This is a genomic window from Prosthecobacter sp. (assembly GCF_044232965.1).
In the GTDB taxonomy this organism is placed as follows: domain Bacteria; phylum Verrucomicrobiota; class Verrucomicrobiia; order Verrucomicrobiales; family Verrucomicrobiaceae; genus Prosthecobacter.
Genome location: NZ_JBIIKX010000051.1, coordinates 1 through 18,210 on the forward strand (window position 1 = coordinate 1; position 18,210 = coordinate 18,210).

Annotated in this window: 17 protein-coding genes; 6 read left to right on the plus strand and 11 right to left on the minus strand. The window is 58.9% G+C overall.

Going from position 1 to position 18,210, the window contains the following annotated elements:
• Positions 1-285: 285 nt before the first annotated feature.
• Entirely contained in the window at positions 286-1,386 is a 1,101-nt protein-coding gene (locus ACILSI_RS18675) for an aminopeptidase (RefSeq protein WP_395723423.1), read from the minus strand.
• Positions 1,387-1,451: 65 nt separating this feature from the next.
• Here ACILSI_RS18675 and ACILSI_RS18680 point away from each other — a divergent pair, with 65 nt between their 5' ends.
• The gene (locus ACILSI_RS18680) at positions 1,452-2,312 is read left to right on the plus strand and encodes a DUF3108 domain-containing protein (protein WP_395723424.1); all 861 of its coding nucleotides are present in this window, start codon (positions 1,452-1,454) and stop codon (positions 2,310-2,312) included.
• Positions 2,313-2,465: 153 nt separating this feature from the next.
• Here ACILSI_RS18680 and ACILSI_RS18685 read toward each other — a convergent pair whose 3' ends face one another.
• From ACILSI_RS18685 to ACILSI_RS18715, 7 genes are all read right to left on the minus strand, one after another.
• The gene (locus tag ACILSI_RS18685) at positions 2,466-3,110 is read right to left on the minus strand and encodes a hypothetical protein (RefSeq protein WP_395723425.1); all 645 of its coding nucleotides are present in this window, start codon (positions 3,108-3,110) and stop codon (positions 2,466-2,468) included.
• 23 nt (positions 3,111-3,133) lie between these two features.
• The gene (locus ACILSI_RS18690) at positions 3,134-3,928 is read right to left on the minus strand and encodes a class I fructose-bisphosphate aldolase (protein ID WP_395723426.1); all 795 of its coding nucleotides are present in this window, start codon (positions 3,926-3,928) and stop codon (positions 3,134-3,136) included.
• A 75-nt stretch (positions 3,929-4,003) separates the two neighbouring features.
• Complete coding sequence (locus tag ACILSI_RS18695) at positions 4,004-4,351, minus strand: hypothetical protein (protein WP_395723427.1); 348 nt, start codon at positions 4,349-4,351, stop codon at positions 4,004-4,006.
• A 65-nt stretch (positions 4,352-4,416) separates the two neighbouring features.
• Entirely contained in the window at positions 4,417-5,094 is a 678-nt protein-coding gene (locus ACILSI_RS18700; protein ID WP_395723428.1) for a type II secretion system protein, read from the minus strand.
• Between the two features lie 30 nt (positions 5,095-5,124).
• Positions 5,125-6,408 carry a type II secretion system F family protein gene (locus ACILSI_RS18705; RefSeq protein ID WP_395723429.1) on the minus strand — a complete coding sequence of 428 codons (1,284 nt, stop codon included), beginning with the start codon at positions 6,406-6,408 and terminating at the stop codon, positions 5,125-5,127.
• A 131-nt stretch (positions 6,409-6,539) separates the two neighbouring features.
• The gene (locus ACILSI_RS18710; protein WP_395723430.1) at positions 6,540-8,204 is read right to left on the minus strand and encodes a GspE/PulE family protein; all 1,665 of its coding nucleotides are present in this window, start codon (positions 8,202-8,204) and stop codon (positions 6,540-6,542) included.
• A 46-nt stretch (positions 8,205-8,250) separates the two neighbouring features.
• Positions 8,251-9,909 carry a GspE/PulE family protein gene (locus ACILSI_RS18715; protein ID WP_395723431.1) on the minus strand — a complete coding sequence of 553 codons (1,659 nt, stop codon included), beginning with the start codon at positions 9,907-9,909 and terminating at the stop codon, positions 8,251-8,253.
• Positions 9,910-10,092: 183 nt separating this feature from the next.
• On the opposite strand from ACILSI_RS18715, the gene ACILSI_RS18720 reads away from it, so the two are divergent.
• The 3 genes from ACILSI_RS18720 (at position 10,093) to infC (ending at position 14,233) form a co-directional block, all read left to right on the plus strand.
• Positions 10,093-11,130 carry a DUF3500 domain-containing protein gene (locus ACILSI_RS18720; RefSeq protein WP_395723432.1) on the plus strand — a complete coding sequence of 346 codons (1,038 nt, stop codon included), beginning with the start codon at positions 10,093-10,095 and terminating at the stop codon, positions 11,128-11,130.
• Positions 11,131-11,487: 357 nt separating this feature from the next.
• Positions 11,488-12,927 (plus strand): chromosomal replication initiator protein DnaA, encoded by a 1,440-nt coding sequence (gene dnaA, locus ACILSI_RS18725; protein WP_395723433.1) that lies wholly within the window; start codon positions 11,488-11,490, stop codon positions 12,925-12,927.
• A 619-nt stretch (positions 12,928-13,546) separates the two neighbouring features.
• Positions 13,547-14,233, plus strand: a complete 687-nt coding sequence (gene infC, locus ACILSI_RS18730) for a translation initiation factor IF-3 (protein WP_395723464.1) — start codon at positions 13,547-13,549, stop codon at positions 14,231-14,233.
• A gap of 43 nt (positions 14,234-14,276) precedes the next feature.
• Here infC and rpe read toward each other — a convergent pair whose 3' ends face one another.
• Complete coding sequence (gene rpe, locus ACILSI_RS18735) at positions 14,277-14,951, minus strand: ribulose-phosphate 3-epimerase (protein ID WP_395723434.1); 675 nt, start codon at positions 14,949-14,951, stop codon at positions 14,277-14,279.
• A gap of 69 nt (positions 14,952-15,020) precedes the next feature.
• Between rpe and tadA the strand changes: the two genes are divergently transcribed.
• A complete protein-coding gene (gene tadA / locus ACILSI_RS18740; protein WP_395723435.1) occupies positions 15,021-15,572 on the plus strand; it encodes a tRNA adenosine(34) deaminase TadA in 552 nt (183 codons plus the stop codon).
• Between the two features lie 34 nt (positions 15,573-15,606).
• Here the strand turns inward: tadA and ACILSI_RS18745 are convergent, their stop codons facing one another.
• Positions 15,607-16,113, minus strand: a complete 507-nt coding sequence (locus ACILSI_RS18745; RefSeq protein WP_395723436.1) for a hypothetical protein — start codon at positions 16,111-16,113, stop codon at positions 15,607-15,609.
• 85 nt (positions 16,114-16,198) lie between these two features.
• Positions 16,199-16,810, minus strand: coding sequence for a hypothetical protein (locus ACILSI_RS18750; RefSeq protein WP_395723437.1), 612 nt, complete (start codon positions 16,808-16,810; stop codon positions 16,199-16,201).
• 206 nt (positions 16,811-17,016) lie between these two features.
• Between ACILSI_RS18750 and ACILSI_RS18755 the strand changes: the two genes are divergently transcribed.
• Positions 17,017-18,144: an Lrp/AsnC family transcriptional regulator gene (locus ACILSI_RS18755; protein ID WP_395723438.1), complete on the plus strand. Its 1,128-nt coding sequence runs from the start codon at positions 17,017-17,019 to the stop codon at positions 18,142-18,144.
• Positions 18,145-18,210: the final 66 nt, after the last annotated feature.

Sequence of the window (18,210 nt, forward strand, 5' to 3'; positions counted from 1 at the left end):
GGACACGCTTGAGAGCGCCACAAGGTTCCATCATGCGAATCGGCCACCAACAGCACCCAGGCCGCGAAGAAGACTGGCCCCCAAGTTTTGGCCTTTTTAACCCCTCTTTTTCAACAGGCTGCTAAGGAATCGCTGGCGTTGATGCAGCGCGCGGAGGCGGGATTTGGCAAGGCTTTGGGGCCGGAACATCCGTTTTCAAAAACGGCAAAGCTGGGCGTAGAACTCATCCAAGGGAGATTGAGCGAAAAGTAGCATGCGCCTGGCCTCTGAATGGGCGCGGATGGCTCAATAATTCAGCGGTTTCAGCTCAGGCAGGAGGAACTTGCCGTCTTTGCGGATGAGCTTGCCGTCGAAGCGGATCTCGCCGCCGCCGTAGTCGGGGCGCTGGATGTTGACGAGATCCCAGTGGACCTGGCTGCGGTTGCCGTTGTCGGCGATGCCTTCGTAGGCCTGGCCGGGGGTGAAATGGAAGCTGCCGGCGATCTTTTCGTCAAAGAGGATGTCGCGCATGGGCTCCTTGATCTCACGATTGAAGCCGATGGCGAATTCCCCGATGTAGCGGGCGCCTTCGTCGCTGTCGAAGATCTTGTTGATGGCCTCGGTGTTGTTGGCGGTGGCCTTGACGATTTTTCCTTTGCTGAACTCGAGTTTCACGCTGTCGAAGGCGATGCCCTGATAGATGGTGGGGGCGTTGTAGCTGATGACGCCCTCGACGCTGTCTTTGACAGGGGCGCTGAAGACCTCGCCGTCAGGAATGTTGTGATTGCCGCCGCAGGCGATGGCCTTGAGGCCTTTGAGGCTAAAGCGCAGGTCGGTACCGGGGCCGGTGATGTGGACCATCTGGGTTTTGTCCATGAGCTTCTTCAGGGCGTTCATGGCGGGGAGCAGGGCGGCGTAGTCGAGCAGGCAGACGCGGAAGAAGAAGTCCTCGAAGGCCTGGGTGCTCATGCCGGCCTGCTGAGCCATGGAGGGCGTGGGCCAGCGCAGGACGACCCAGCGGCTGTTGTTGACACGCTCGTTCTGCACGGGGCGCAACTTGGCCATGACAAGCTTCATTTTATCCGCAGGCACGTCGGAGCTTTCGGTGATGTTGTGGCTGCCACGCACGGCGATGTAGCAGTCGGTCTTTTTCATCAAGGCGAGGTTGTTCTTCGCGATGAGGTCGTACTGCTTTGCATCAGCATAGATCATCTGCTCGCGGGTGAGCACGGAGTCGTTGATGCGGACCATGGGCAGGCCGCCGACGGCGACGACCTCGCGGATGAGGCTCTGGCCGACGGCGCTGGGCACGTCAAAGAGGTCGATCCAGACGAAGTCGCCTTTTTTGACTTTGGTGGAGTAGCGGACGAGCTGGCGGGAGAGGGCGTCGATTCGGGGGTCGTGCATGATGGATGAATTGTGGCGATAAAGACAGGCGCTGGCAAAAGGGAAAATCGAGGGAATGCTGCTGCATGACGCGCCGCCTGTTCCTGTTGATTGTTTTGCTGTCCTCTGTGTGTGCTCATGGGCAGGCACCGGGCTGGGCCAAAGACCTGACCAAAGCGCCATTGGGGCCGTATCTGAACGTGCCGCCGTGCGAGCTCACATTTGAGCTGGGCTGGAACAATTTCATCACAGCGGGCAAGGCCTCGCTGAGCGTGAAGGAGGCGGGGAGTTACTGGCGGGCGGACGCCACGGCTTCGAGCACGGGCTTTGCGCGCACGTTGTGGAAGTATGACTGCGAGATGACCTCGATCATCGAGCGCACGACGATTCAGCCGCGTTTTTTGAGCCACAGCGAGACGGACAGCGCGGAGAATTGCCGCTACCGCGTGTCGTTTGAACCAAGCCGGGCAGTGACGGAGACGACAATCTCGCCGAAGAAGGGCGCGAAGAGTACTTCTACCGCGATCTGCCCGTATGGGCCGATGGAGGACCTGCTCTCGGTGATTTTGTATGTGCGCAGCCAGGCGCTGACGCCGGGGCAGAAGGTGACGCGGGTGGTGCAGCCGTGGGACAAGCCATACCTGACCACGTTTGAGGTGCTGGAGCGCGAAACGCTGGAGTTTGGCGGTCAGAAGCGGCCGTGCATCAAGGTGAGCGTGAAAATTCGCAAGATCGATCGAGGCACTTTGGTGCTGAGCAGCTACAAGAAGATGAAGACCTCGACCATCTGGATTTCCGATGATGCGCTGCGGCTGCCGATCGAGATGCACGCGGATATTTTCGTCGGCTACATGTCAGCGCGAATGACCGGGATGAAGATGCTAAGCGGGAAGGATGCGACGGCGACGGTGCCGGGCAACATGACGGTGAAGGCACCGGCGAACTGAACCACACCAATGTGGTCCGCACAGTCCTCTGTGCGGCACGTCAAAGGCCGACGACCGGGTTAGCTGAAAAGACCTCGGATAGGAGAGGAGTGTCTGGCCTCAGAAAGTCGGAGAAGCTTGCGGAGCGCCGCACAGGGGACTGTGCGGACCACTTTACGGGGCTGGCGCAGCTTCAATGCTGATGCGGATGTCGTCGAAGAAGACGGGCTCGCCGGAGAACGGAGTGGCCCAGATGGCGCATTTGCCCTGGCCTTTGAGTCCTTTGTCTTCGTGCTTGATGAGCGCTTCGGTGGGCTCAGCGGCGTCGGCGGCCCAGGCTTTGCCGGTGATGCTCCATGCGTCACCTTCGCCCTTTTTGGCCTCAAGCTTGACCTTCAGCCAGACATCGGTGGTCCAAGTGAAGGGCACGGTGGCGATGGTCTGGTCGTTTTTCGCGAGTTCGAGGGCTTTTTTGGCTGGATTGACGAGCAGGCGGTAACCACTCATGCCATGCACACTGACGCCGAAGCGCGGAGTGCTGCGCCCGCGCTTGGTGGCGAAGATGCGTGCCTCAATGATGGCATTCCCAGCGGCGGAGACAGCAAGCTGGGCGCTGGCATCGGTAATGGGCGCAGGATCGATGACGATGGCCTTGTTGCCCTCACGCGCGGCGATTTTGATGGTGCCATCGACGACAAAGACCTCCTTGGGCGGTTCGCCTTCGGCCCAGTCATCGGCCTTGATCTCGAAGGTTTGATTCTGCTGCGCGTGGAGATTGAGCGCGGCGAGAAGGCTGGCGGCAAGGAGCAGTCGTTTCATGGTTTGGCTGAAGCGAAACTGATTCAGCGCACGGGTTCTTTCAGCAGCGCGAGCGCTTCAAGGGCGGACATGTCCTCATGAACGACCGCAGAGAGGCTGCGGGCGATGGCCCCCGGATTTTTGTGCTGCCAGACGTTGCGGCCGATGGCGATGCCTGCGGCACCGGCGTCCATTGCATTCTCGACCATCTGCAGCAGGCCGGCGTCGTCGCCCATGGCAGCGCCGCCGAGGATGATGACGGGAACGAAGCTTTGGGCGACGATGCGTCGGAATTCATCGACCGTGCCGTTGGTAGGGTAGGGGGTCTTCACCACGTCCGCTCCGAGTTCGGCGGCGAGGCGGACGGCGAAGCTGACGTTTTCCACGGTGTATTTGTCTGGGGCTCCGAGCGCGTAAGGAAGGGATTCGAGGATGACCGGGATGTCGGTGTCGAGGCTGAGGCGGATGAGATCGGCGCACTCCTGGAAATTGGCCTTCTCATACTTGGACCAGGGATACAGCATGTTCATGACGGCGTTGGCACCGACCATTTCGGCTTCCTCAACACCGTAAACGCCGATGCTGCCCGCGCCCTCGCCCTCTGTTCGGGTGTTATAGATGTCTGTGCGGAGAATGATGCCTTTGCCCGCGAGGCTGTCCGCCGCACGCAGGGCGACGCCGAGGTTCAGGACGTAGCCATCGACGAAATCGTTGACCTGGTCGATGATCTGGAAGGGATTTTCCAAGCCGGGCACGGGAATGGCACAGCCATGGTCAATGGGGAGGATGACGGTCTTGCCGTCGCGAAAAAGGGCTTCGAGGTTTTCCTGGCGGTTCATAGAATGGGTATGGTGCCCATTTTCTTCGCCGTGATGATGGCACGGCGCAAACTCAATTCTCGGGACGGACCAGGGTCAGCGCTTGATGCTCTGCGGCTTGCTTTTGACCTTCTCGATCTCTCGGTTGGAACTGTCGATCTCACGCTCAAACCGAGTTTTATCGCGTTTGTATTCGCGCACGAGGTCCACAGTCCAAAAAGCTCCGCTGAGGCTGGTGGCCAGCAGAAGCACGAAAAGCGCGTAGCAGATGAAGGACATCTGAGTCTCCTGCACACGACGCTGATCACGGTCTGAGTCCACATCCAGGGCTCCCAGCAGATCCATCCACCAGAGACGCCAGACTCGTGGATCGCGGGCAATGTTCAGGGTCCAAAAGCTGATGAACAGCGCAAGGATGGAGGCTATGGCGAGACCGATGGGCATGCAGGGCAATTTATGCCCGTGAGGGAAGGTTCAATGAGATTTCAAGACCCGTGACATGACTCGCCCTACCAGTTCTTGATCCATTTGATGGCTATTTTCGGATCCTTCAAGGCGTCGGATGAATTTTTGGTGGTGTTCATCTCATCTTCTCCATAAGACCAAAGGTCGTAGGTGGTATTGATGGTGACTACTTTGTCCTCTTCGCTAGTATTGTCAGTTCCACTAGAAGCGGTGTCTGCGGGTTTAGCCTTGATGTATTGAAAGGGCCTGCCGAAGCCGTCAACTAGCAGGAAGGCCGAACCGCGGCGTATATACATACTCTGAGGCATCTCCTTGAGCATGATATTTTTGACTTCGACGCCCTCAGTCTTGCCGTCGGACGAGCCGGAAGTGTTGTCCCCGCTACCGCTTACTCCTTTGATCTGGTCGTAACCGTCTCCACTGAGCGCTTGATAAAGGCAGGCGGCACCGGAGGTGTCATAACTTTTTCCAGGTAGAAGTTCCATCATCTGCCCCTTGCCGACAGGTTCAGGATACTCGCCAAATTCTGTGTTGTAGTTATCCAACGCAGATTTGACCGCCTCAAAAGTGCCGGTGGTAAGACGACGCTTCGAGGAACGCATGGCGTAAGTGTAGGCTCCCATGGTGAGACCTGCCAGTATTGCTATGATCGTAATCACGATGAGCATCTCAACCAAGGTGAAGCCCCGTCGTGGGTTGAATTGAAAGTGAGCCAGTTTCATGGAAATCATGTTTAGAAGTTCCAGCCAAGACTAACCGCCGCCGCCGCCGCTCAGGTTTTTGATCACGTCGATGAGTGGGAGGAACAGGGCCATGACGATGACGCCGACGACGAGAGCCAAAATCACAATCATGAGGGGTTCCAGCATCGAGGTGAGGGCGGAAACGGAATTGTCCACTTCATCCTCGTAAACGTCGGCGATCTTGAGAAGCATTTCAGGCAACTGGCCGGTTTCCTCGCCGACATCGACCATTGAAATGACCATGGGCGGAAAAACGCCGCTGGATTCGAGTGGCGCAACCATCGATTCCCCTTCTTTGACGGCGTCATGCACTTTAGTGATAGCGTCTGAGACGACGGTGTTCCCGGCAGTGTCCCGCGTGATGTTTAGCGCCTGTAGAATTGGCACGCCAGAAGTGACTAGGGTGCCGAGAGTGCGGGTGAAGCGAGAAATGGCGGTCTTGCGCTGAACATCGCCGAAAAGCGGGAGTTTGAGTTTGGCGCGGTCGATCCAGCGGCGGCCGCCTTTGGATGCTGCGAGCATTCTCCAGAAAAGGATGCTCCCAATGAGTATGCCGAGGAGATACCATTTGTAGTCATACATGTTGCGGCTGAAGCCGATGACCCACTTGGTCAGTTCTGGCAGCTTGCTTTTTCCGCCAGGGATCATGTCGTCAAAGATCGTCTCAAAGCGTGGTACAATGACCATCATGAGGAAAACCATGATGGCGGACGCGATGCACATGACGATGATGGGGTAAACCATCGCCGCGACGACCTTGTTTTTGAGCTTCTGGGCCTTTTCCTGGTATTCAGCGAGACGGTTGAGGACGAGTTCGAGCACACCGCCGAGCTCGCCGGCCTTGACCATGTTAATGTAGAGCTTGTTGAAGATGCGCGGGTACTGCTGAAGGCTTTCCGAGAAGGTGCTGCCGGTCTGCACGTTTTCAGCCAGTGTGTTGATGGTGCCCTTCATGATGAGGTGCGGCTCCTGACGACCGAGAACGGTGAGTCCGCGAAGCAGCGGCAGGCCTGAGTCGATCAGCGTGGCAAGCTGACGGGTAAATACCATCAAGGTCTTGCTCTTGACCTTGGCATTGGCACCGACCTTGACGACCTTGGCCTTGCCCTTGGTGGAGGTTTTGGCCCGTTTCTTGATCGCGGCGGCCTGACCCTGCCCTTCAGCGGCGACGCTGGTCGGATACAGGCCGGACTGCCGGAGTTGGTTGATGGCATCGGCTTCAGAGGCGGCATCAAGGTCTCCGGCGGTTTCCTGGCCGTTTTGGTCCAGGGCGATGTAGTGAAACTTGGGCATAGGGACGTGTCTTCTTGGAGGCGAATTTTGCGGTGGAGGAAATTTAGGATACCGGGGCGGCGGGTGTTCTGTCCATCAAATAATGAGCGGGAGAGCGCGAGTGTTGGTTCAACTCGGGCGAATGACCGCCATCAGGTGTATTTGAGCACTTCTTCGATGGTGGTTTCTCCGTCATAGATGCTGCGCAGGCCGTCCTCGCGCAGTGTTACCATGCCCAGCTCGATGGCCTTTTGGCGCAGCACCAGCGAAGGAGCGCGACCAGTTATCAGCTCCCGGATCGGGTCAGTGACATCCAGCAGTTCGTAGATGCCCCGGCGCCCCTTGTAACCGCTGCCGCCGCAGACTGAGCAGCCGGAGCCGGTGTGGAAGTGCTTTCCGCCGATGTCTTCAACGGAGAGGTTGAGCTGGTTGAGGACATGCAGGCTTGGCTCGTAGGGGGAGCGGCAGGACTTGCAGATGGTGCGCAGCAAGCGCTGGGCGAGTACTCCTTCCAGGGTGGCGGCGACGAGGAACGGCTCGACCCCCATGTCCACCAAACGGGTGACAGCGCCGGCGGAGTCATTGGTGTGCAGAGTGCTGAGCACCAAATGCCCCGTGAGCGAGGCCTGAATGGCAATCTGCGCGGTTTCGAGGTCGCGCATCTCCCCCACCATGATGCGGTCGGGGTCCTGTCGGAGGAATGAGCGCAACGCTTTGGCAAAGGTGAGGCCCACCGCGTCATTGATCGGCACCTGCATGATACCGTCCAGCTCGTATTCGACGGGATCTTCAGCGGTGAGCAGCTTGGCGTCGATGGTGTTGATCTTGCGGAGGCAGGCGTAGAGGGTGGTCGTCTTGCCAGCGCCGGTGGGGCCGGTGACGATGAAGATACCGTTTGGCTTGTGAATCGTCTCCTCAATATAGTCTCGCAGGCTTTCGCCCATGCCCAGGTCAGAAAGTTCGAGCTGGATGGAGGAGCGGTCCAGCACACGCAAAACCACGGACTCTCCATGCTGCGTGGGCAGGGAGTTCACGCGCATGTCCACGGACTTGCCGCCTACGGTGGTCATGATGCGCCCGTCCTGCGGAATGCGGCGCTCGGCGATGTTCATGTTCGCCATCACCTTCACGCGGGAGATCACGGAAGTGGCCAGATGCACCGGCGGCGGGGCCATTTCATAGAGGGTGCCGTCCACGCGGTAACGAATCTTGAACTCACGCTCAAAGGGTTCGAAGTGGATGTCGCTCGCACGTTCTTTGATGGCCTGATGCATCACCAGATCGACGAATTTCACGATGGGGGCTGAGTTGGCCTCCGCTTCGGGAGATGATTCCTTTCCGCCGCTTTTGCCCAGGTTGCCGAAGATTTCTTCGATGCTGGGCGCGCCACTACCGTAGTGCTTCTCGATCAGCGACTGCACCTGGCTGCGACGCGCGACGACCGGGACGATGGTCTTTTCCACGCCGAAACGCAGATCTTCGACAAGCTGAGCGTTCAGTGGGTCGGTGAAGGCCACATGCAGCCCCTGCGCGTCCAGCGTGATTGGGAAAGCGCCGTAAAGCCGGGCCATGCCCGCCGGGATGAGAGCCACCACTGAGGGCGGTGGCTCGAAATTGTCGAGATCGAAATGATCTGCGCCCAGCTCATCCGCCACCTGCGCCCAGAACTCGTCTTCGTTGGAGTAGATGCCGTAGTCGAGCAGCACCTGGATAATGTCCTTGCCGTTGTGGACGCTGTCCTGCTCGATGTCGTAGGCGACGCCTTTGTCGATCACGCCGCGGTTTTCGAGCATGTCTATCACATTCTGGGCTGTCATGGTCGTCTGGTGGGAATGGGATTCGTCTTGAAGAATGTCGGTAAAATCAGTCAGCGTCGGCCATGGTGGCCTCAATGACCTCTTCGGCGGTGGTCAGGCCAGAGAGTACTTTGCGCACGCCGTCCTCGCGGAGAGTGCGCATGCCCAGCTCACGGGCGCGTTTACGGAGCTGCGGTGTGGTGAGCTGCTGGTTGATCATGTTCCGCACTTCGTCGTCGATCGTGAAAATCTCCACGAGTGACATACGTCCGCGGTAGCCGCCCTGGCGGCACTTGTTGCAGCCGTTCGCGCCCATGATCGTGGCCTCGGCCAGTTGTGAGACCTCCAGCCCCAGGGCGCGCAGCTCACGGTCGCTCATTGACGAGGGGGTCTTGCAGTCGCCGCAGAGTTTGCGCACGAGACGCTGAGCCTCGATGGCGCGCACGGCGGAGGCGATCAGGAAGGGCTTCACGCCGATGTCAGCGAGACGCGCCACCGCGCTGGGGGCGTCGTTGGTATGAAGTGTCGAAAAGACCAAGTGGCCGGTCAGAGAGGCCTGGATGGCGATGGACGCGGTCTCCAGGTCTCGAATTTCCCCCAGCATGATGATGTTGGGCGCCTGGCGCAGCATGGCGCGCAGCGCGGCGGCGAAGGTCATGCCCACATCCTCCTTCACCATCACCTGGTTGATGCCTGCCAGCTCGTATTCCACAGGATCTTCCACCGTGATGATCTTGCGGTCCGGTCGATTGATGAAGTTAAGGCAGGCATACAGCGTGGTGGTCTTGCCGGAACCGGTTGGCCCCGTCACCAGGATGATGCCGTCCGGCAGGGTGATCAGGCGCTCAAACATGGCCTGGTCGTCACTGAGGAAGCCGAGATCCACGAGGCCAAGGCGCAGGCTGCTCTTGTCTAGCACACGCATGACCACGCTCTCACCGTTGTTCGTCGGGATGATCGAAACACGCATGTCGATCTCCTTGTCGTTGTAGGCCATCTGGATGCGTCCGTCCTGCGGGACGCGCTTCTCATCCAACTGCATCGAGCCGGTCATGATCTTGATGCGGCCGATGATGGCAGAGTGCAGGCGCTTCGGGTGATGCTCCACATCCACGAGCACACCGTCCATGCGGTAGCGGATGCGGATGTCCTTCTCCAGCGGCTCCACATGAATGTCAGACGCCTTGTTCTTGAACGCCTCCATCAGCATGTTCGTCACCAGCCTGATGACCGGCGCGTCGTCGTCGGTGACGGTGCCGTCCATGTTCTTGGCCTTCGGCGTTCCCATGACGGCTTCGTTGCCGTATAGATTGGCCTGGAGCGTTTTGATCAGTGAAGGTGTGGAGCAGAAAAATTCGAGTTCCGGCTGCAACACATGCGGCAGCGCGTCCAGCGTCTCAAAGTCAAAAGGGTCGGCGATGACAATTTGCAACGCGGTCCCGTTCGTTCCCAGCGGCGCGATCTTGTATTTAAGCGCCACGTCGAGGCTGATAAGCGCTCTGAGGCCTGAGTGCGGTTCAAAGCCGTTCAGATCGACGTACTCCATGCCGGCGTTCACCGCCACGGTCTGCGCCACCTGCTCGTCGGAGACCACGCCGGTTTTGATCAGGGCCTCCAGGGTGCTCTCACCCGGCTTCTGGCCATTCTTAATCTGCTGGATGTCATGATCGTTCAGCAGCCCGGATTCCTGGAGCTGTTCGAGTAGGTATGCTTCATTGGAGTACATGCGATCGTGACGGGTGGGGCGGGTGCGCTGGATTTTTTCCGATAATGCGCAGACTACAACCTCGCGGAGGAAAGTGTCAACGACTCGGCGCTCGTGGCGGAAAAAATGATGACAACGAATGACAAACTGTTGTTGCTGTCGCCGTTCGACTCGCCCACGATTCGTCCACCATCCGCCATGTTCATGCACCCTCTCCGCTTTTTTGCCGTCCCGCTCCTTGCTCTTTATCTCGTTTTTCCCGGCAGCCTGCATGCTCATGATGCGGGTGCGCAGATGTCGGCCATCGCCAAGATTTTCCTGGCCGCTCTCACGCCGGAGCAAAAAAGCCGGGCCGCTTTCGAGTTTGCCGATGTGGAGCGCGAGAACTGGCACTTCATCCCACGTGAGCGCAAAGGTCTTTCCATGAAGGAAATGACACCGCAGCAGCGTCTGCTCGCCCACGCCTTGCTAAACACCGGTCTCGGTCTTCGTGGCACCGCCAAAGCCGTCACCATCATGAGTTTGGAGGAAGTCCTGTTTCAAATCGAAGGCGCGGATGAGTCAAAACGCGCTGCCGTGCGCGAGAAGCGTGATCCTGAAAAATATTTTGTCTCCATTTTCGGAGAGCCGGCGGACAAGGGTGCCTGGGGCTGGCGGGTGGAGGGGCATCACCTGTCTTTGAACTTCACCATCAAGGATGGACAGCTTCTGCGTGTCACCCCCGCGTTCATGGGCAGCAATCCAGGCGAAATTCGCCAGGGACCGCTGACCGGCCTGCGTGTGCTCGCCGTGGAGGAAGAGATGGGCCGCGAGTTGGTCAAATCACTCACACCCGATCAGTTTAAGACGGCTTTTGTCGCCACGGAGGCGCCCAAGGAGATGATCACCGCCGCCGAGCACAAGGTCAGCGCACTGTCGCCAGCCGGTCTGCCAGACACCTCGCTGGATGAAAAGCAGAAGGGCATGCTCACACGTTTGATTGATGAGTATCTCGAACGCATGCGTCCTGAGATCGCAGACGAGGCGCGTGCCGAGATCAAGAAGGGTGGGCCTGTTTATTTCGCCTGGGCCGGTGGCAAGGAGCGTGGTGAGCCTCATTATTACCGGGTGCAGGGGAAGACTTTCCTCATTGAGTACGACAACACTCAAAACGAGGCCAACCATGTTCACAGCGTCTGGCGCAGCTTTGACGGTGACTTTGGCCGCGATCTCCTCGGTGAGCATGTGAAGCAGGCTCATTGATGGCCGCAACTTCAGAGGATGCTGCTATCTGTGGCAGCCTTGATGCGGCATGAACGCGTGCATTTTCCGTGCCTGTCAGGGTTTGTACACAGCAGTTCCCACGATCTTCACAACTTGTTCACCACACGTTGCGAACAACTTGATGCGCTTAGTGCAAATTGATTTTGAAACTTTCATTGTCGCGCATGGAAAATTCAAAAAATATATAGAAGAAGGACTTGTTAGATGGGTCGCTTTCGTCATACAAAGCAGTGACGTTTTTGAAATTCATGTCATGCTCACCTTGATGCCTGCTGAATGATTTTTAAGTTCGTCTCAACCACTTTTTTCACCTCACTCTCCCGTAGAAACCCCGACATGGCGCGTAACGATGAAAGCACGAATCAACCAGCCACCAACGGAGTCAACCATCATGCGCCTGCGGAACTGTTCGCTTTGACGCCCACGCTGTGGGACCGCGTTTGCGAGGTGCTGCGTCAGCGCCTTGGCGGTGACAATTTCCAGCGCTGCTTCAGCGGCACCTGCGGACGTCTTGCGGATGACGGACGCTTCATCATCACCGTGCCAAACCCGATTCACCAGTTGTGGATCGAGAGCAATCACACCGCGGCGGTGGCTGATGCTGTGGCCGAGGTCACCGGCGTTCCCGCTGTGATTGAATTTCATGTTGCCACGGAGCCTGTGCCTGCCAGCGCGGCGTTTGTGCCGATGCCTGAAATCAAGGCCGCGCGTGTTACTGCCTCTGATCAGGCACCCATTCGTTATTTCAGTGACGCCGGATTGAACGCCAAGTTTAATTTCGACAGCTTCGTTGCCGGTCCGAACAGCAGCTACTCGCTCGCCGTGGCCCGCGCCGTCGCCGAAAAGCCAGGCCGCATCTACAACCCGCTTTTTTTCCACGGTCCCACGGGTCTTGGCAAAACTCACCTCATGCAGGCAATTGGCCAGGAGGTGCTGGCGCGCAAGCCGCGCACCAATGTGCGTTACGTTACCTCCGAGCAGTTCACGAACGAGTTCGTGGACGCCATCAAAAAGCAGACCTTTAGCCAGTTCCGTCAGAAATACCGCAAGGTCGATGTGCTGCTCATCGACGACGTGCATTTCTTCGAGGGCAAGGACAGCACGCAGGAGGAGTTCTTTCACACCTTCAACGAGCTCTTCAACAACGCGAAGCAGATCGTGCTCGCCAGCGACCGTCCGCCCAGCGACATCAAAAATCTCGAAAGCCGCCTCGTTTCCCGCTTTGAGTGGGGGCTCGCAACGCAGATTCAGATGCCCGACTTTGAGACACGCATCGCCATCCTGCGCCGCAAGCAGAGTGATTTCAATGTGGCGCTCGACTCGTGGATTCTCGACTTCATGGCGCACCGCATCCGCGCCAACGTGCGCAAACTTGAGGGTGCGCTGATGCGCGTGGCGGCCCACGTCTCCCTTGAAGGTCCTGTCACCACCGAGTCTGCTCTCGCCACGCTGCTGCATGACGTGATCGACGACGACAAGTCCAAGACCATCACCGTGGACCGCGTGCAGCGCATCGTCGCCACGCACTACGACCTGCGTGTCAGCGACCTCACCGGCCCGCGTCGCCCGAAAAACATCGCCGAGGCCCGTCAGGTGGCGATGTTTCTCGTGCGCAGCCTCACGAAGCTGCCGCTCGTCCAGATCGGCGATGAGTTTGGCGGCCGCGACCACGGCACCGTCATTCACGCCTGCAAAGTCGTCACGAACCTCATCAATGGCTCCAACGATTTCAAGCGGACGCTCGATTCTTTGGCGGGGAAAGTTCGGGAAAGCTGATGCTTGGGCATTTTTCCTCGTCGGTGGGCGGGCGGATTCCTGAAGGTGAGGCATTGCGTCAATAAATCGGCTTGCTCATCTTCGTGAAAGTCGCTACTAATTGGCAGCGTTTGAGTCAATGACTCCGCCAGCGTGTTTCCTAAAGCCGCTTGTATCTGACTTTCCCTGCATGTTTTTTTCTTTCTCGCGTTTCCAGACCCCGCATGACCGGGAGGTTGAGGGCGCGTGCATGTTGGAATCGAGTCCGCGCTGATATGATGTTTGCAGCGCGTCTTTTCCTTTCGATTTTCCAGGTGATCGCCACACGGCCTCCTGGATTCCTGAACACACACGGAGGTAACCCATAAGCAATCCATTCCAGCAACTGAGCGGCGGCAATTTCGCGCCGCGTCCCCAGCAAAATCAAGGCGGAACACCGCCGCCGCCCCGTCCGGCAGGACCTGCCGGCCCGGCCAATCCAGCCGCTCCGCGTCCAGCAGGACCAGCCGCCGGTGCTCCGCGCCCCTCGGGACCGGCACGTCCAGGCGGTTACTCCAGCGGTGCTCCATTCCGTCCCGGTGGTGGCAATCGTCCTGGGGGTCGTGACCGGCCGAACGGTCGTTTTGTCGATCAGACCCGCATCAATGAGCGCATTCGTGCTCCGAAGGTGCGTGTCGTTGAGGAGGATGGCACGCATCAGCTCGGCATCCTGCCCACCGCGCAGGCCATCCGCATCGCCAAGGAGCGTGGCCTGGACCTCGTCGAGGTCGCGCCGAATGCCGATCCGCCCGTGTGCAAGATCGTCAACTACGGCAAATACAAGTACATCCAGGAGAAGCACAAGAAGGAGGCTCACAAGCATCACAAGGCCGGCAAGGTGAAGGAAATGAAATTCCGCATCGGCATCGACCCGCATGACTACCTGATCAAGATCACGCACGCGGAAGACTTCCTCGCCGAAGGCCACAAGGTGCGCATCCAGCTCCAGTTCCGCGGCCGCCAGATGGCGCATCAGGAGCTGGGCCATAAACTTGCGCAGAAGATCAAGGCCGACCTCCTCACCATGGGCCATGTCGATCAGGAGCCGAAGATGGCGGGTCGTAACATCAACATGCAGATCAGCCCGCTGCCAGGCCAGCAGCGCCATCGCAAGTTCAAGACGCACCTCAAAGGCGTCACCGAGCACACCGACATCAAGCATCAGGAAGGCCACGATCCCCGCGAGGACAAGCACGACCAGGAGGATGATCATCACGACGATGATCATCATGACGACAATCACGCCGCTCCGGCTCCCCAGCCGACAGAGCCGCCGCCTGCGAGCTAAACAATCTCGAAGGGCAGGAGTTCATCTCCTGCCCTTTTTCATGTCAGGCCACGGACGCCACCAGATCACGCATCGACTGGTTCATGTCCGGCGGGCCGAAGGATGACGTGCCGCAGACGAACAGATTCGCCCCGTTCTGCTTCGCGATCGGTGCAGTGTTTGTGTAAATGCCACCATCGACTTCGAGATGGAATTTCAAACCGTGCGCGTCGCGGTAATCACGCGCGGCGGCCAGTTTCGGCATTGTTTCCTTCTCCATGAAGGGCTGCCCGCCAAATCCGGGCACCACCGTCATCACCAGCAGCAGGTCGATATCGTTCACAAACGGCAGCGCCGCCTCAAACGGCGTGCTCGGGTGCAGCGCGATGCCGCAGTGCAGCCCGGCGGCCCGGATGCGCTTCAGCGTCTCCGCCAGCGAGCTGTCGTAGTTCGCCTCGACATGAATCGTGATGTTGTTAGCGCCCCCCTTGATGAAACGCTCGAGATAATGATCTGCACGGTGGATCATCAGATGCACGTCCAGATACATGTCAGTCAGCTTGCGCACCGTCTGCACCATTTGCGGGCCGAAGGAGATGTTATCGACAAAAGCCCCGTCCATCACGTCCAGATGCAGCCACTGCGCCCCGGCGTCGGAGGCACGCTTCACTTCGGAGCCGATTTTTGACCAGTCGGAGGCCAGCAAGGACGGGAGAATGAGGTCGGTCGTGTGATTCATGTCCTGAGATAAGGTTCAAGGTTCAAAGTTCAAGGTTTGAGTTGGCCGCGCAGCCGTTTATAAACCCGCGTGGCAGACACCCTCATCATCAACCCCTTCGACGACGAGCATTTCATGCGCGATGCCCTGCGGCAGGCCCGCAAGGCCGCCAAGCAGGACGAAGTGCCCATTGGAGCCATCATCGTGCATCAGGGAAACGTCATCGGCCGGGCCTGGAACCAGGTCGAGACGCTCAAGGACGCCACTGCGCATGCCGAAATGCTCGCCCTCACCCAGGCCGAGAGCGCCCTGGGCGACTGGCGGCTCAACGAGTGCGATCTTTACGTCACCAAGGAGCCCTGCCCCATGTGCGCCGGGGCCATCATCCACTGCCGCGTCCGTCGCGTCATCTTCGGCTGCCCCGATGTCAAAGGCGGTGCCGCCGGCGGCTACTGGAACCTCCTCCAAGCCCCCAACCTCAACCACCGCTGCGAGATCACCGCCGGTGTCCTCAACGACGACTGCGTCGGCATCCTCAAAGAATTCTTCGCCGAAGCCAGGCGTCGTCGGGCAGAAGGCATTGAGCACAGGAAGGGGGCGGCGAAAGACGGCGATGATGCCGTGGTGTTCGATGGGCCGTGACGCTTGAAATAGCTAGAGGCAGGCCCGTTGATCATCACGAAGATGCTCCTCTGATCGCGTGGAATAGAGAAGGCTCAACAGCGGGAACTCGCTCGTCGCCGCGCTTGAGGTAGGTGGTGAAGGGTTCCTTGGTCACATGATCGCCAACTCGCAGCTTTATCCAGCTTTCTTCGGGAACAGGTTCGATTCTGATTGCCTCGTGCGAAGCGCCTTCAAGCTCAATTCCAGGATGCTGATGATTTTGCGAGCGATAAAGACGAGCAACTGTGGCATCGATACCCATGGGAATAATCTCATCAAAGGCCTGACGTGTGGTGCAAACGAAATAAGCCAGCATGGCTGGAACTGCGGCCAATAGAAGCGATGGCCGTGTGGTGCGAGTGCGATGCCAACGATAGTTCATCGCGATTAGTGTCACGAACATGGCCGCCAGTACCAGAATGAAGGCAAGGTTCCCAAATGAAGCGCGGCCATAGGGGGAGAACACTGCCACCAGCAGAGAAATGCTGGAGAGGAAAAGAACAGATAGCAGACACTTCATTCACGGATGCGCGTAGGAACGCCCAATGGTTTGATAAGACACAATTTTGTTGAGCCCGTCAATCGTGGTGACCGTGGCGGATTCTTCACTCTTCTCCCGCAAAACTCGCCACCACCTTCGGCTCTTCTCCCGTCTTGAGCGAAAACACCTCGCAGCTCGCGGCGAAGGCATCGGTGGTGTAGCGCTCGGCGAGGTCGGCGGTGAATTCTTGGAGGATGTCGGACCGGGCGGGGAAGATGTAGAGCGCGTGACGGTCCGGCATGGCCACCCAGATTTCCTTGCCGAACAGCTCCTCGAAAATCTTCGGCAGCGAAGGGGCGATGAGCAGCGTGGGAAAGAGCGACGATTCACCGCGATAGACGGCGTAGGCGATCTTCCCGTCCTCGCCCTTTTTCAATTCGGGCTGCATCTGGGTCAGGCGCTTGTCGGCGGCAGTTTTGGCGCGTTCGGCGAAGGTCTCGACACTCAGGCCGAGTTTGGCGAAGGAAGCCTGCGAGTACGGCTCGATGCCGCTCGGCGACACGGCGGACTCGCGATACGGCGTGAGCACCGTCTGCTTCGCTCCGGCGGGGACAATGGAGAACACCGTGCGCATCGCCTTCGGCTCCGGCATGAGCAGCAGGGTTTCGAGCTTGCGCTCCGTCTGGGCGTGCAAGGCATTCGCGGCGAGGAGCAGAAGGCAGAAAAGCGGGCGCATGCGGCGGACTGTGGCCGGAACTGGCCGTGAAGCAAACCAGCGAATAGGAAAGTGGACAGGCCGAGTGCTGATGCTGTCAGGCTTGATTGGCACGGAGGAGCTCAATGACGACGAAGGGCTGGTGGAATCGCAAATACGGCACAGCGCCGGGCCTTGTGTTCCTGGCGCAGGCCGCTAAAGGTTGCGCTCCCCCGACCCTGCCAACCATGTCCGACGTTTCCCTTCCCATCGAGCACACCGACCCTATCAACGCCCAAATTCTCGCCGTGAGCGAGGACCGGGTGAAGGGCTTTCATCAGCACCCGTTCCAATTCATTGCCGAAGAGAGTGGCCTGCCGTTTGACACCGTGGTGGAACGCATCCGTGCCATGCTGAAGGCGGGCGTGATCCGCCGCGTTCGGCAGACCTTGCTGGCGAACAAGCTCGCCGAAGGCGCGCTCGTCGCATGGAAGGTGCCCACTGACAAGCTGGAAGGCGCGTTTGAGTTTCTCTTCAAACAAGACCCCTTCAGCGGCCACGTCGTGCTGCGCAGCACCGACCGTGAGGTCAGCGGCAGTGATTTCCGTCTGTGGACGACGCTCAAAGTGCCGCAGGATCGCGCCATCAACGATCACTGCGATGTGCTGAAGCGCCTTATCGGTGCCGAGGACTACTACACCATGCAGGCGCACGGCATCTTCGCCCTCGGCGTCGGCCATGTGCGCCGCAAGACGATGGAACCTGGTGAAAGGGCCGACGAGCCTGCTGTGATGATGACCACCAACATTGCCGATCTCAACGAGGAGGAGTGGAACGTGCTGCTGCATCTCAAAGGCGATTTAGCCTCCGAAGAAATCGGCCCGGAGCCGTGGGCAGGACGGGCGATGGCTGCGGGTGTCTCGATGGAGAAATTCTGCGAAGTCGCGAAGCGTCTCGATGCCAAAGGCGTCATCGGCCGTTTCTCGACTTTCCTGGAGCACGTCAAGCCGAGCGCTTCAGGCCAGCGCGTGACGCGTTTCAATGCCTTGTTCCACTGGAAAGTGCCGAAGGGCATGGAAGAACGTGCCGGCGGCGAAGTCGGGCGTCATCCCATCATGACGCATGCCTACTGGCGTGAAGGCGGCGTGCGCTTTGCCAATGTGAACATCATGGGCGTCATCCACGGCACCGACAAAGACACCGTGCTCGCCCACAAGGCCGCGATTGATCAGCATCTCGTCGAGGCAGGCATCCCGGTCGAATACACCAACGTCTTCTGGGGCGGCCGCAGCGAGATCAAGCCCAGCGAGATTTCACCCATCGTCTTCAAAGAATGGCACGCCAAGTGGGCCGATGTGCCGGGGCCGGTGGTGTGAGGGGTTACTCTCAGGCAGTAACGCCCGGAGCAGTCCGCTGCAGCGCATGGTTAGGCGGTGCGGCCA

What these genes read in the sequence shown, in the direction of transcription:
- ACILSI_RS18675 (WP_395723423.1), bottom strand. Translation starts at nt 1,386, where the DNA reads ATGCACGACCCCCGAATCGACGCCCTCTCCCGCCAGCTCGTCCGCTAC.
- ACILSI_RS18680 (WP_395723424.1), top strand. Translation starts at nt 1,452, where the DNA reads ATGACGCGCCGCCTGTTCCTGTTGATTGTTTTGCTGTCCTCTGTGTGT.
- ACILSI_RS18685 (WP_395723425.1), bottom strand. Translation starts at nt 3,110, where the DNA reads ATGAAACGACTGCTCCTTGCCGCCAGCCTTCTCGCCGCGCTCAATCTC.
- ACILSI_RS18690 (WP_395723426.1), bottom strand. Translation starts at nt 3,928, where the DNA reads ATGAACCGCCAGGAAAACCTCGAAGCCCTTTTTCGCGACGGCAAGACC.
- ACILSI_RS18695 (WP_395723427.1), bottom strand. Translation starts at nt 4,351, where the DNA reads ATGCCCATCGGTCTCGCCATAGCCTCCATCCTTGCGCTGTTCATCAGC.
- ACILSI_RS18700 (WP_395723428.1), bottom strand. Translation starts at nt 5,094, where the DNA reads ATGAAACTGGCTCACTTTCAATTCAACCCACGACGGGGCTTCACCTTG.
- ACILSI_RS18705 (WP_395723429.1), bottom strand. Translation starts at nt 6,408, where the DNA reads ATGCCCAAGTTTCACTACATCGCCCTGGACCAAAACGGCCAGGAAACC.
- ACILSI_RS18710 (WP_395723430.1), bottom strand. Translation starts at nt 8,204, where the DNA reads ATGACAGCCCAGAATGTGATAGACATGCTCGAAAACCGCGGCGTGATC.
- ACILSI_RS18715 (WP_395723431.1), bottom strand. Translation starts at nt 9,909, where the DNA reads ATGTACTCCAATGAAGCATACCTACTCGAACAGCTCCAGGAATCCGGG.
- ACILSI_RS18720 (WP_395723432.1), top strand. Translation starts at nt 10,093, where the DNA reads ATGCACCCTCTCCGCTTTTTTGCCGTCCCGCTCCTTGCTCTTTATCTC.
- dnaA (WP_395723433.1), top strand. Translation starts at nt 11,488, where the DNA reads ATGGCGCGTAACGATGAAAGCACGAATCAACCAGCCACCAACGGAGTC.
- rpe (WP_395723434.1), bottom strand. Translation starts at nt 14,951, where the DNA reads ATGAATCACACGACCGACCTCATTCTCCCGTCCTTGCTGGCCTCCGAC.
- ACILSI_RS18745 (WP_395723436.1), bottom strand. Translation starts at nt 16,113, where the DNA reads ATGAAGTGTCTGCTATCTGTTCTTTTCCTCTCCAGCATTTCTCTGCTG.
- ACILSI_RS18750 (WP_395723437.1), bottom strand. Translation starts at nt 16,810, where the DNA reads ATGCGCCCGCTTTTCTGCCTTCTGCTCCTCGCCGCGAATGCCTTGCAC.
- ACILSI_RS18755 (WP_395723438.1), top strand. Translation starts at nt 17,017, where the DNA reads ATGTCCGACGTTTCCCTTCCCATCGAGCACACCGACCCTATCAACGCC.